Annotated in this window: 9 protein-coding genes; 3 read left to right on the forward strand and 6 right to left on the reverse strand. The window is 55.3% G+C overall.

What is annotated here, in order from left to right; genetic code table 11:
• Nucleotides 1-231 precede the first annotated feature (231 nt).
• The 3 genes from WS92_RS20110 (at nucleotide 232) to WS92_RS20120 (ending at nucleotide 4,785) form a co-directional block, all read left to right on the forward strand.
• Complete coding sequence (locus WS92_RS20110) at nucleotides 232-1,920, forward strand: hypothetical protein (protein WP_059934392.1); 1,689 nt, start codon at nucleotides 232-234, stop codon at nucleotides 1,918-1,920.
• A gap of 132 nt (nucleotides 1,921-2,052) precedes the next feature.
• Nucleotides 2,053-3,174: a hypothetical protein gene (locus WS92_RS20115; RefSeq protein WP_015600479.1), complete on the forward strand. Its 1,122-nt coding sequence runs from the start codon at nucleotides 2,053-2,055 to the stop codon at nucleotides 3,172-3,174.
• Nucleotides 3,175-3,393: 219 nt separating this feature from the next.
• Entirely contained in the window at nucleotides 3,394-4,785 is a 1,392-nt protein-coding gene (locus WS92_RS20120; RefSeq protein ID WP_059934393.1) for an undecaprenyl-phosphate glucose phosphotransferase, read from the forward strand.
• 22 nt (nucleotides 4,786-4,807) lie between these two features.
• Here WS92_RS20120 and WS92_RS20125 read toward each other — a convergent pair whose 3' ends face one another.
• From WS92_RS20125 to WS92_RS20145, 6 genes are all read right to left on the reverse strand, one after another.
• Nucleotides 4,808-6,085, reverse strand: a complete 1,278-nt coding sequence (locus tag WS92_RS20125; protein WP_059934394.1) for a glycosyltransferase WbuB — start codon at nucleotides 6,083-6,085, stop codon at nucleotides 4,808-4,810.
• Nucleotides 6,086-7,061: 976 nt separating this feature from the next.
• Nucleotides 7,062-8,036, reverse strand: a complete 975-nt coding sequence (locus tag WS92_RS32790; RefSeq protein WP_082744003.1) for a glycosyltransferase family 2 protein — start codon at nucleotides 8,034-8,036, stop codon at nucleotides 7,062-7,064.
• A gap of 75 nt (nucleotides 8,037-8,111) precedes the next feature.
• Nucleotides 8,112-9,254 (reverse strand): glycosyltransferase, encoded by a 1,143-nt coding sequence (locus tag WS92_RS20130; RefSeq protein ID WP_059934420.1) that lies wholly within the window; start codon nucleotides 9,252-9,254, stop codon nucleotides 8,112-8,114.
• An 11-nt stretch (nucleotides 9,255-9,265) separates the two neighbouring features.
• Nucleotides 9,266-10,426: an acyltransferase family protein gene (locus tag WS92_RS20135; RefSeq protein WP_059934395.1), complete on the reverse strand. Its 1,161-nt coding sequence runs from the start codon at nucleotides 10,424-10,426 to the stop codon at nucleotides 9,266-9,268.
• Entirely contained in the window at nucleotides 10,407-11,873 is a 1,467-nt protein-coding gene (locus WS92_RS20140; protein WP_059934396.1) for a hypothetical protein, read from the reverse strand. Before WS92_RS20140 ends, WS92_RS20135 begins: the two co-directional genes overlap by 20 nt.
• The gene (locus WS92_RS20145; protein ID WP_059934397.1) at nucleotides 11,866-13,269 is read right to left on the reverse strand and encodes a lipopolysaccharide biosynthesis protein; all 1,404 of its coding nucleotides are present in this window, start codon (nucleotides 13,267-13,269) and stop codon (nucleotides 11,866-11,868) included. Before WS92_RS20145 ends, WS92_RS20140 begins: the two co-directional genes overlap by 8 nt.
• Between the last annotated feature and the right edge of the window lie 20 nt (nucleotides 13,270-13,289).

Raw genomic sequence — 13,289 nt, forward strand, 5'->3', positions numbered from 1 at the left:
CGCTTATCACATTTTCCAACGATATTCATCATCGAAACTAATGATAGTGACGAAATCCAGATGGGTACTTTTCATTATCGCCTTGGAAGGGGTTGCCTAATTCACGACAATGCCCTTTAATTTTTTTTTGAACTTATCCCACCAGCGCCTGCTGATTGGCGCCTTGCCTCCAGCGAGGAAGCGGCCTTGCCGTAAGCAAGCAAGTCATCAAACCGTTTTCAGGAGCGCGTAATGCACACGAGCTTTCCCAAACTGCTATCGTTTGCAGTCATGGCCTCGGCAGCAATCCTGCTTGCCGCCTGCGGCGGTGGTGGATCCTCCCCCTCGGCCACCATCCAGGGCAAGGTGGTTGACTTTTATCTCTCAGGTGCCACGGTTACTTTCCTTGATTGTGGCAACCAAACGACCACCACCAGCACAACCGGCGACTTCACCTTCCCTGCAAATTGCGCCAGGAGCGCGTTGTCGGCCACGGGGGGGACCGATATCGGCACCAACCTGCCGTTTACCGGCGTGCTACAAGCACCTGCGCAGGACAACATCGCCGGCGTCACGCCTATGGTCACACCGCTGAGCACGCTCGTGGCACAAGTGGGCGCCGCCCAGGCCACCTCGCTCGCTTTCAAGCTGGGACTGCCCGGCAAGGATCTGCTCAACACGGACCCAATGAAGGACGGCGCAGTGCTCAAGGCAGCATTGGTGGTTCAACAAGTGGTCGATCAGATCAGCAAGACCCTGATCGGCGTGGCCAATAGTGCCGGTGGTACGCTGAGCACAGATGTCGCCACCGCCGCGGCCGCCAACGCCGTGGCCAACGTGATCAACAATGGCAGCGGTGTAGTGAGCCTGAACACCGGGACCGTGTCGAGCGCTATCCAGGCCGCGGTGATCAATGTGCAGTCCAGCCTGCCGACCAGCCTGCAGAGCAATATCGGCAATGTGGCCATCAATGCGGCAGCGCTTGGCGCTCCCACGGTGACCAAACTGGCATCCAATGTCAGTACCGGACTCGGCACCATCAACCTTGGCACTGATCCAGCGTCGACCGTGGCGGCGCTGCAAAAATCCGGTGCGCTCAACGGCATCTTCGACAGCAGCGAATCGACCCTGACCACGACGCTGGTCTCGGCAATCACGCCGGTTGCGCTGGGCAACGCCAGTCTGACAGCCAATTTGACCACGTTGGGCAACGCGGTGGCGACCGGCACCGCGCAGACTATCACGAACGCGGCGAACGCCCTGGGCAGCGCCGTCAACAGCACCACGCTCAACCAAGTCGTGAACCTGGTTACGCTGACCAACTATATCCAACTGGGCAACGTGACGCTCAACAACGGCGTGCCGGTACCGCTCTCCCCCAGCCTGTCCGTCAGCGGCGGCAGCTTGACGGACGTCCAGGTCGCGCTGACCAAGCAAGGCTCGCCGTTTGGCACGGGTGCGTCGGAGGTGCGTGCAGGCATGAGCTACACGTTCAACGGCAATACGGTCAACGTGATCATCGAGAGGGTTGTGCTGACATTCAACGGCAGCTCGCTGATCGCTGCCATAGTGCCGGTCGGCACCAAGTACGCGTTCAGCATCAACGGCGCGGTCAACGCATCCGCTTCGCTGTCGACCTCCATCGCTGACAACCTGTTCTCCACCGCAGGCGGCGGCTCACTCGATCTGCCGATCGTGATATTCCTCAACAAGCTGCAGGGCGCGGGCGGCCTGACGGCCGGCCAGATCGACGCACTCACGCCGAAAGCGACCAGCACCGTGAACACCACCCTCTCGGTCAGCGGCACCAGCGGCACGGCGGTCAAGGTCGGCACCGGCTCAGGCAGCAACGCTGCGGAAACAGCGACGACTTCGGTGTCGACAGGCACCGACCAGGTGAGCGGCGACGGTGTAACAGTGGCCATCACGGTCAATCCCTAAGCGATCTTGTCGTTTCAGTCGCGCGCCCCGCCTCGCGCGGCGGCGCCGCCGGGCGCCTGCACGCTACGGTTGGTCCGACAGCGTGTTACGGGCGCCCGTTTCTCTGTACCACACTCTGCCCCGGAGTCCACGATGTCGAAGTTTCGTCCGCGCCAGCGCGTTGCCACGGTATTGGCGATCCTCGGCATGGTTGCGGCCGGCGGCGCCGAGGCTGCGCCCGAGGATGAATTTCTGCGCGCCGAGCCCACCACAGGCGAGTTCACCCGTTTGCGTGCCGAGGCCAGCTACGACGCGGTCAACAGCACGCTCGACATTTTCAAACTGCGCACGCGCCAGGGACCGGCACCCGAGAATGCCGGCGACTACAAGGGCGCGCGCATCATGATCGCCTACAAGTTCTCGCCGTATTGGTCTGGTGCCGTCACCTACTGGCGCCGCAATATCGATTACGGCCAGGACACCAATAGCATCAATAGCTGGCAGTTGGCGCTGAATTACGACCCGCTCGCGGAGCCCGGCGCACGCGACCGCGCGATCTTCCGCTTCTCGCTGTGGGGCGACTACGCCGGCACGCTCAGCAAAACTTCGCCGACGCAGGTACAGCGCACCACCTTCAACCAAATCCGGGTCAGCGGCCCCATGGATGTACAAGCGCAGGCCGACGCGATTTTTTCTGGCCAATTGGACGACAACAACACGCTGACCGTATTTGCCGGCGTAGGCCTGAGCCGGGTCTCGGTTGGGGACTTGAACGCCCAGTTGCGCCGAGGCAACTGCAACTTCAACGTCCATATCGGTTCGGACAATATCGCCAATGGCACCCTGAGCGCACCGTGCCAGGCGGGCAATACGACCCTGCAGGACGCAACCTTCTCAGTCGATGCGGCGCAGTTCGGCCTCAATGTCAACCAGGACCTCAACTACACGGCCGGCTTCCTCAACCTGGGCGGTTCGTGGCGCTGGCGGTACAAGCACTTTGGCGCTCAGGTGGGCTATCAGTTCCAGTACCTGATCCGCAGCCATGTCGACAACGGTCTGTCGAACTATGGCGTGTCACCGATCAAGTCCAACCATACATTGGGCCTGGAGCTCACGTACGAGGTGGTGAAGAACGTCGAGCTGTTCGTGCGCGGGCAAGCCTTCATGCACAATTTTGTCGGCACCATCCCCTTCCTCTACAACGGTGCTACGGCTGGACGGCTCAATCGATACTACGGCTACGCGTCCTTTGGCGTGCGTTTTTCGGGCTTTTGAGTTTGATACGCCCACTGTTCATCATTAAATTAATTCTGATGACAATGATATTTACCCATTTCATTCAGGCAGCACCGATATGCAGATTTCGCCAATTTTGAGGATGTCGGTCAATCGCGGCCGTGATAAGTTGCATACAGCAAAAAAAACAGCTTAAGACAATCTCGCCCGACATGGAGTTCTTCGCAGGGGGAGCGTCAAGTGGGATTATATCGAGAGATGTTGATCCGCCACGCTGATGGAACGGCGCTTGCAACGCGATTGCTGGATATCGCTACGATCTGGCTGACGGGGCAGCTTGCAATCGCGCTGCGCTTCGTTGATGACGCGGCCTCCATCCCCCCCATCTACTACTTCGTTCTCTATTTCAGTTGTGCCGTGGCACTTGTGGTACTGCCGAACTTCCACCTTTACTCATCGTGGCGCGGACGTAACTATTTTTTGCTCCTGCTGCGCCTGGCCGGCGCATGGAGCCTGATCTGGCTTATCGGCATCTCTTTGTGTTTTCTGATACACAAGGCTGGATTCGTGTCTCGGCTGTGGGCAATGTATTGGCATGTAAGCGCATTGCTAGGGTTGATCCTGTTGCGCGTTCTGGTTCACGGTGCACTCAGCATTGTCCGGCACAGCGGCCGAAATGCCAAGGATGTGCTCATCGCCGGTTTCGGCGATACAGGCCAGGAAATGTATCGCCGTGCCACCGCAAACCGGTGGCTTGGCTTCACCGTCAAGGCCATTTATACCGAAGGCGATGAGCCCATCCCGGAGGGCATTAGCCGCATCACCAGCCTGGCAGACATCGCAACGTTTGCCCACAGCCGTCAGGTGGATGAAGTATGGCTTGCGATGCCCTCGATGACAAAAAAACAAATGCAAGCCATCGCTCACGCGTTGCGCAACGACTTCATCGACATCAAGTGGGTGCCACCGGCGCTTGACTTCCAACTGTTCAACAACAGGCTGGGCGAGTTCATGGGAATGGCGGCAATCGATCTGAATCGCCCTCCGCCACTGGGGATGCGCTGCATCGTAAAGGAAATCTTCGACCGCCTGTTTGCCGCGCTCGTGCTGCTTATGCTGTCCCCGCTGTTCGCTACCATTGCGATTCTGATCAAGCGCAGCTCTCCAGGGCCGGTCTTCTTCAAGCAGGAGCGGCTTGGGCTCGACGGCAGGGTCATCCATGTCTACAAATTCCGCAGCATGAAAATGCATCACGAAGACGGCGGCACGGTCACACAAGCATGCCGAGGCGACAGCCGCGTCACGCCTGTCGGCGCCTTCCTGCGCCGGACCAGCCTGGATGAGCTGCCGCAGTTCATCAACGTTCTCCGGGGTGACATGAGCGTGGTCGGCCCGCGCCCCCACGCCATCGCACATAACGACATCTATAAGGAGCAGCTCGAGTTCTACATGCTGCGCCACCGCGTCAAGCCCGGCATCACCGGCTGGGCGCAGATCAACGGATGTCGAGGCGAAACCGACACGCTGGAAAAAATGGCCAAGCGTGTCGAGCATGATCTCTTCTACATCCGGAACTGGTCGTTCCTGTTGGACTTGCGAATTATTCTGTGGACAGCATTTAAGGGCTGGAGCGGAAAGAATGCATATTGATGGCGTCGAAAGCTCATGAAAGCTATCCTGGGGAACTGGCCAGCTTACCCTCTACCAAGGAAAGCAGTGCTTGCTCGAACTTGCCGAGCACCGCTTCCCGCCCCAAATGCGCCACGGCATACGCTCGGGCTGCGGCACCAAGTTCAGAACGCAGTTGAGGGTTCGTTGCAAGCTGCTCAATGGCAGCCGAGAGCGCCTGCGCATCACCGGGCTCGACGGCCACCCCGCGTCCCGCTACAACGGAAGCGACCTGGGTGCCATGCGCAGCGGTTGCCAGCACGGGCCTTCCGCTTGCCAGCATGCCAGTCAGCTTGGAAGGCATGACCAAGTCGGCAGCATCCGCCCGTTGGGGCAGCAAATGAATATCCGCGAGGTTCAACAACGCATTCAGTTTGTCGACGGGTTGCAGCGGCAGAAACGTGATGTTGCTCAGACCGGACGCCAATTCCTGCAGCCGTGATTTGGCGGGTCCGTCACCACACAAGACAAAGCGGACGTCCGGGCGTGCAATGAGCGACCGCGCCGCATCAATCAATATCTCCAGCCCCTGCTTGCTCGCCATGTTGCCGGAATACAAGGCAACGATCGCGTGCCGCGGAATCGCTAGCTCGTGCCGCATTGAACTCGGTCCGGTCAGCGGATAAATTGCTTCGGTATCCACCCAGTTGGGGAACAATGTCCCGTGCATGACGCCCTTCTCAGCGAGGCGCGCCGACATATTCTCGGAAATCGTGGAAACCCGATCGAAAGCTTTGATGATCACCCGTTCCGCCCAATACGCCAGGCGGCTCAATATGCCGCGAGGCAACAAACCGAACTCGAAAGCGGCATCCACCTCGAAGTCCTGAACGTGGAGCCACGCTTGGGCGCCCGACAAACGGGCGAGCAACCACGCTTGAGGCGCGCATACAAACGGAGGCTCCACAACCCACACGATATCGGGCCGCCAAAAAACCTGCCCCAGCATCACCGGCAGGCTGCTCGCGGCGAAACTTGCCAGATGCACCAGCCGTTTCAGGCCGCTGGGATGGCGCGGAACCCACACCGGGCAGCGGTAGACCCAAAGACGCCCTTCCCCGTTGAGGGCGTTGCTTTGGGTAGGTGAAAGGTCCTTGACCTCCCGGCTATATGAACGTCCCGAATATCCCTGCCCGATCTGCCATGCCGGATAATAGGGCGGCGCAGTTACAACGCGCACCTCGTGTCCTCGCCTGGCGAGCCATTCGGCCATTTCGCAGGTATATTTTCCGATTCCGGAGAGTTCGGGAGAAAAATTGATGCCATGAAGCGCGATTTTCATTTCCCGATCTCCGTTTATGCGCATTCAAGATGACGAAATTTAAATCCTTAATGCCATCAATGTGCCTAGAGTCTATGGATAGATGCTCCAGGACTTGCGACAAGAGAGCCACATCATATCTTTCATTATTAATATCAGCATAGTCCAAGTTGAAATCCGCGCCCTTCGACTCAAAGCCATTCATCACGCAGAATATTCTCCTTGACGAGAAATCTAACTCGATAGCTTCAGCATAAAATCCAAATTTGATCAATCAATTTGGAAAAACCGCATCCAGCATCAACATCCAGCGCCATTTTCCCATTCGACAACTTTCTAGCCGAGCGTTGGGTGTTGAATATTTTATTCATTGCGATTGAGTTATCCTGGTCCTCTTACCAACTCTTTTACATGGAGTTCCAGCATAGACAGACCAGGGCTCGTCAATCGTTTTTGTCACAACAGCACGGGCTCCTACGACAACTCCCTCGGATATTCGCACTCCCAGATGCACAAAAGCTTCCGCACAGATCCAGACGTTATCCTCCAACGTAATGGGCTCGGCGCAGAGTTGAAAATTTGCCATGTTGTATTGATGCGAACCGCCACACAAGTACGCCCCATCAGAGATTACGCAGTGGTTTCCGATGCGAATTTTATCCATGTTGTATATGTTAACTCGATCCGCAACACCCACCTTATCCCCAATTTCCAGATTCCAAGGCGCCCAGATTCTCGCACCTGGATAGATGTGGACATGTGCCCCAAGCTTCGCGCCAAACATGCGCAACAGTAACGCACGCCAAGCATGAAATGGGCGGGGGCTTGGTCGAAATAGCGTCACGTATACGATACTCCATGCCTGGCGGAGAACACGATGGCGATATGAAAACGATGGTCCGGTAAAGGGGTCATTATCTTGCAAAATCATAGCACCCACCTTAATAATTGCCTCCAATTACGCCACAATCCATTTGATCCCTGCGTCGCACACCAATCAAGCCGATTTGCAGTTGTTTTCAGTTGCGCAAATCGGATCAATTCCCAACTCCCGTTTGATTGCTTCAACGCAGTCTACGTTATCCGAATGCATGCGACGTTCCACTTCCCTTACTTTCACATCCGCAAGAAATCGGTACCAGAACCCTTGCAGGAAATGGAACGCAAAACCGCCTCCCATTCCATCGAGAAAACCAAGGCGCAAGCTCATACGATAAAAGAATAGCAGGAACGCGCGCAGGCCAAGAGGCAGATGTAGATAAAAATGGTCTTTCAGCCATCTTTTTAATCGGGCCTGAGATGCAAGCTTTCCAGCATCGGCCAGTTTAGGCAGGAACTCATATTTTCGATTGAGCAGATCAATCGCTTCCCGAGTCGCGTACCCGTTGTGCTTGTTGGTCCACCATGTGATGTTATTCAAGTTGTCATCAATATATTCACCTTGCAGGCGCTCGGATTCTCCCGTCGTGAGCACCATGTGTTCATCCATCCAGCGCCGCTCAATCTCCGCAGTGCCTTTCCTCCAAAGCCTCAGACTCCATTGCGGAAATCCACCGTGGCGAATGATGGTACCCATAAATGTGGGATATCGACAAACGAGAAAACCATTGACGTTCTTGGCGGCCAGCGGAAGTTTGGCCCGTATCTGTTCCGCAAGAGTAGGGGTGATCACTTCGTCTGCATCAACCCTCATCACCCATTCAGTGTTTAAAGGCAGGTTGTCCAATGCCCAATCGAGCTGAGCAGCATGGTTGACGAATTCGTGCTGCCTCACCCGCGCCCCAAATGATTCTGCAATGGCCACCGTCCTGTCATCAGAAAATGAATCGATGACAAAGATGCATCGTGCGACTTCGCTGGCGCTCCGTATGCAGCGCTCGATGTGTTTCTCCTCATTGAAGGTCAGAATAATGGCCGTCAAGTCGGCAAGCCTGTTGCTTCGAGGTGGCGCAGTAAAAAGAGAATGTGACATTCTTGGCCTTATATCGACGCTGGCGCCACCGATACCCACATTAATGCTCGGAGGTGAAATACCCTCGCGTGCTAACTATTGGATGGCTTGATAGACAGCCATCATCCGCGTGGCGGCCGCCTGCCATGAGAACGCCTCTTTCATCCAAGTACGCCCTTGCCGGCCCATTCTCTCCAATTTCATGGTCCGTATCCGATCTATCGCTTGCGCCAACGATTCCGGACTGTTTTCCACCCAAAGCCCGCAATTGTGCCTTTCGATTTGGCTCCATGGAGTACCGCGGCTGGCAATGACCGGCAATCCGTGAGCCAACGCTTCCGCCACAACCATGCAAAAGTTTTCGCTATGGGATGGCACCACACAGACATCCGCGGAGAGAAACGCACGCTGCTTTTCGATGCCGTCCACGTGGCCGGCAAAAAAAACATTGTCGCCGGCCAGGCCCTTATCCGATGCGCACGCCTTCATGCTTGATACAAAGTCTGCATCACCGGCTCCGTAGATGGTTAGAACGATATCCTGCTCCTTTAAATGGCTCATGGCCTCAAGCAGATTTTCAATACCCTTTTTCGGTGCGATGCGACCGAGGTACATGATGCGCAGTTTACTGTCCGGCATCCAATCTCTTTCGGGTAGGCCGTCGGGAACCTCGACGGCATTGGGAACCAGCACCGGTGCTGCGTTTGGAATCCTGACCCGCGCTGCGTTTTCCTCCTCGTCCGATGTGACATGGGCTACTACGCGCCCCTGCCGGATCAAGACGTTGCAGAGCAACTCCCAAAGTCGTTTCAGCCGCTTACGCGGCACGTCTGGCCATTGATACGCATCAAGAATCGCTCCGCGATGTGACCAAACGACCGGCTTATTCATGAGCCGGCAGAACATAAGCGTAGGAATGGTTGGAAAAGAGTACGTCGCCGTCAAATGCACGACGTCCGCCCAGCGCACAAGCGATGGGAGTTTGCGCAGCAATTCGAACGATACGCTTCCTGCTGCGAGCCGCCGAGCCATCATCACTTCTTGGTTCGGAAAAAGGCCAGCGAGCTTTGCGCCGTCCAATCGGCTGGACACACTCGGCCCCGCGGCATCAGTGGTCAATACCCTGAGTCTCACGCCGGGCAACTGCGCCAAAGCGTTATTCAAGGCATAGACAGAAAAGATTGGCCCGCCCCAGTAGGTGGCGGGGTAGTAGGTTGGGCTGATGTGAAGGATTTTCATATCTATCCTTTTCATGCCGCTCCGCGATTTCTCGCCATAACCATTGAAAACAACACTTCAAAGCGACGCCGAACTGCCTCCGTGTGCCTTTCAAAAATCCACCAGATTATCCAACCAAATATTAAAAGAAATGCCAACCACCCAAAGTAAATGGCGATGCTGATTGCGCTCAGCCTCATCCGCCCCTCGGTATAGAACAGCGCTCCAATCAAAATGACCAAAGGAAAGTGAGAAAGATAAAGCGAAAATGAGAAATCCGCCAGCGTATTTGAGAGATTATCAAACCAGGCTCGCGTCCTCTTTGCGTCAGCACGCGACACCAAAACCGCGCACAACGATGCAAATGCTAATCCAATCAAGAGATCATCCACGCCAGAATTAGCGCGTTGATTGTGGCCCGTTTTTGACAAGATCAATGCAATCAAGAGAAACGCCGTTGCAATAGGCCATAGAGCATTGAAATATCGATCAATCCTGCGCCCTCCCGTCCATTCAACGGCGAGGACTGCCAACCCGAGAAGCCAGACCACATATCCCTGCAACATGGCTATAGGAATGAACAGGATCACCAGCGACGCTGAAAAGGCACATATAATGCGCTGCGACATTGATGGTGATTTGCCGATTCCACCGAAAGCAATTGTCGTGAACGGAAATAGTATGTAATACCAGAACTCGTTTGAAAGACTCCATAGCGGGCCATTGCTTCCAAATGTCGGCACCATGATCGTTTGCACAAAGAACACGTTGCCAATAGCGGTGGTCAAGCTGGAATCATAATTGCCGGCATGCGGCGCAGAGTGCCACTGTTCGGCAAACGCACCGGAGAGCACCTCCGGCGCGACGACCATGATCACTCTGTCAATGCCATAAGTAAGAAGCAGGCATGGCAAGAGGACAACCCAAAGGCGCGCAAAACGCGCAGCCAGATAATTTGCCCAAGAAAAATCGCGCCCCGCCCTGAGCACTGCGCCGCCGACGAAAAATCCGCTCAGGACAAAAAAGACCATCACTGCCTGATGACCCAGGCCAGTTACAAAATAAAAGACCTTTGCCAATATCGATCCGGCAACACCCGAATCATAGTCAATAACAGTTGCCGCCCGTAAGTGCGATGCCGCGACCAATATCGCGCTTATGCCGCGCACCAAATTAAGTTTTACGTATTTCATGAGTGTAGGCTGACGTAATGACGGGCGATCGTAGCGGTGTTTTCTCATTCATAAAATTGTCGTTTCGGCTCGCTGCCATGCTGAAACCAACAAAAATCCACGCATAACCCACAAGGGTCCCCTGCCCGGTGATTTGCATGAAAATAAGCAATGGCAACATGAAGGCGACGAGCGCGAGTGGCAAGACCTGGCCGGATTTTCTCGTGAATCGGACGGCCTGACGCATCAACCAAAAGGCCAAGGCAAACCGATACATGATGAACAACGGACCGAAGAACCAGCCGAGCTCCACAATATGGCGAGCCAGTCCGTCTTCCGCCCAGCCTGTCGGCCCGGACCACTGGTTGGCCACGTCAGGCAATTGAACCCACGTAAGAGATCCGGTGGCATTCCCACCGATTCCAAGCAGATAGCCTTGCGGCGGTGCTTTGTCAAACATGCTCAAGAAATGAACGAGCTGGTAAACCATTCGGCCCAGGATGCCTCCGCCACCATAACTTATGTTTTCCACCCACGCAGCGTCTATCCATCGCTCTGAAAACTCGAAATAGACGTCCGGGAAAAGTATTGGATAAAGAAAGGAAAATATTAGCGCTGCGGCTGCGATGAACAGCCCAGAGCCCGCGTGACGGCGCCTTAGTGCCGTGCCGCCCACTACGGAAAACATGAACACAATAGCTGCGTGAATAACAAGCCCTCGCTGCCCGCTAAATCCGATCATAATCAAAATTGCGACGCCGGCTGCAACTAGAGTAGCGGCTGCAACGCGGCGCTGGGATTTCCTCATAAACCAAGCGCCTGTCACAAAAGCGAGGCCACTTGCCACAAAAGCTTGCTGTCCGAGCGAGGATGTAAAAAGACCCATAGGACGAATTCTGTCTCCGGAAAACCCCAAACCTATGTATTGCTGGGTTTCCAGCTCACCACTACCTCTGACAACAATCGACTCCGCTGGCGAATAATATTGCAATATAACCAGCGGCATGACGGCTATCGATAACCAGATGGTTATGCGGGCGATTTTTGCAAGATCCGTTCCTCTGACCTGTTCCCCTATGATGAATGCGAACGGGATGAAGAAAAAATAGTTGATCCAGCCGTACGCCGCGATGATCAAATGACGCTCGCTATAGCCGCCGAGTACCATTTGCAGCACGACCAGGCAGGCAGTCAACCCACCGAACCACAGTCCAAAAGCCAAGTACTTGTTGGAGCGCGGCCACATTCCAGAACCCAACGCAACCGCGTAAATCAGAAAAACCAACGGGACACGGGCGAAATAGAGCAAATCCCCCATCGTAGGCAAGAGCCATTTTCTGATCGCCCCCTCAAAGATCAGTAGTAAATAAACCGCGATGATCATTCGAACAATCAAGCGGTTCGCGTGCGAGCGCCTTGGTACAACAAAGATCCGCTGAGCGATGCGGGGCGCATGCATATCAGACATCCTGCTCCCCTCCCTTTTTTGCAAACCGCAAGGTGCTCCGGCGCACGAGATCAAGGGCTTGGTGTATAGGTGGTTTGCCCATCGCTCCTATACAAGTCATTAAACCGATCTCCGCCATTCGAAGGGCAATTGGCACAACGCACAGAGCGATGCCGACCTCCGCAATAAGAAGTGCCAGCGCAGCGCCGACAGGTCCGGCCGCAGTTGTCAGTGGCAGAGCCACAATACATGCTGCCGAATATCCCAGGAAAAATATCACGGCAATTTTCGTGTGCCGATTTGCTGCGTACGCGATTTTCATTACATTGGACCAGACCGCATTGACGATCGTGGACGCCGCCAGCACCAGGACCAGGATCCTGTTGAAAGCCACTTGCCCCCCTGTCCAATGCGGGAAAAGGCGTTCACCACAAACCAGCATAGCGCCAAGTGTGACGACGCTTAACCAGGTGGTGGCCTGCATTCCATGAAGTAGCAGTTGCTGAACAGTTGCACGGTCGCTTTTACCGTGCGCTCGCGCATATTCGGGTTCAAGTGCTTGACCCACCGCGTCTTGCAACTTCACCGCGATGGCGGTAAGCATTCTGCTCGCCACAAATAATGTGACGGCACCTGGTCCGGCGACAAAGCCGACAACCAATCGCATCCCCTGATGATTCATGGCTTGACCGACAGGGAACATCAATGCCGCGACGGCCGGCCGGCCCAGCCGCACGACGGTGCGCCATCGAAATCCGGAAAAACCGTACCTAAGCCAAGGCAGGTAATGCGCCGTGATACCCCAATATGCCAGATAACCTAGACATGCCGCGCCGGCATAGACTTGGCTGACCTGCAACAAACCACCTCCAAGCGCCACTGTGACCGCGGCGAACAGAAACTCCACGAACTGTAGAGACGAGAACAACAAAATGCCGCGACCGTACATCCCTTGACTATAGAACCCCGTTTGAAGGGTGCCGATCTGTATATGGGCAATAACGTAAAGCGCGAGATAGAAAACGACATCACTTTGTGCGATGCCAACCACGGCTTCATCGGCCCTCGGCATCCACGATAAGAGCGTGTGCGATAACAAGGTAATGGAAAGCAGCAATATTGCAGAAAGCCCGAAGACAATCAAAGAAACCGACTGAAAAATGGTTAAGGCTTCCTCCCGCTTTCCTTGTGCTGTCTTCATGGTCATTTCATGGGCTGCAACACTATTGAAACCCAGATCGGCTATCGAAAAATAGGCCGGTATCGCAAACAACACCAGCCATTCCCCGTACCGTGCCGCTCCCCAATAGTGCAGAAACAACGGAACCTCGACGAAACGCATCGCCATCTGCGCCACATGGGCGAAGCCCTGCGCCTGCATGGTTTGCCAAATCCTGTGGATGGCGGTGCTGTCCATGACTTTCCCGATCGCTTGCT

Source organism: Burkholderia sp. MSMB1588, from assembly GCF_001546925.1.
Taxonomy (GTDB): domain Bacteria; phylum Pseudomonadota; class Gammaproteobacteria; order Burkholderiales; family Burkholderiaceae; genus Burkholderia; species Burkholderia humptydooensis.

Excerpts from the sequence above, each read along its gene's own strand:
- WS92_RS20140 (WP_059934396.1), bottom strand. The coding sequence starts at position 11,873 with ATGTCTGATATGCATGCGCCCCGCATCGCTCAGCGGATCTTTGTTGTA.
- WS92_RS20125 (WP_059934394.1), bottom strand. The coding sequence starts at position 6,085 with ATGAAAATCGCGCTTCATGGCATCAATTTTTCTCCCGAACTCTCCGGA.
- WS92_RS32790 (WP_082744003.1), bottom strand. The coding sequence starts at position 8,036 with ATGTCACATTCTCTTTTTACTGCGCCACCTCGAAGCAACAGGCTTGCC.
- WS92_RS20120 (WP_059934393.1), top strand. The coding sequence starts at position 3,394 with ATGTTGATCCGCCACGCTGATGGAACGGCGCTTGCAACGCGATTGCTG.
- WS92_RS20110 (WP_059934392.1), top strand. The coding sequence starts at position 232 with ATGCACACGAGCTTTCCCAAACTGCTATCGTTTGCAGTCATGGCCTCG.
- WS92_RS20130 (WP_059934420.1), bottom strand. The coding sequence starts at position 9,254 with ATGAAAATCCTTCACATCAGCCCAACCTACTACCCCGCCACCTACTGG.
- WS92_RS20115 (WP_015600479.1), top strand. The coding sequence starts at position 2,053 with ATGTCGAAGTTTCGTCCGCGCCAGCGCGTTGCCACGGTATTGGCGATC.
- WS92_RS20145 (WP_059934397.1), bottom strand. The coding sequence starts at position 13,269 with ATGGACAGCACCGCCATCCACAGGATTTGGCAAACCATGCAGGCGCAG.
- WS92_RS20135 (WP_059934395.1), bottom strand. The coding sequence starts at position 10,426 with ATGAAATACGTAAAACTTAATTTGGTGCGCGGCATAAGCGCGATATTG.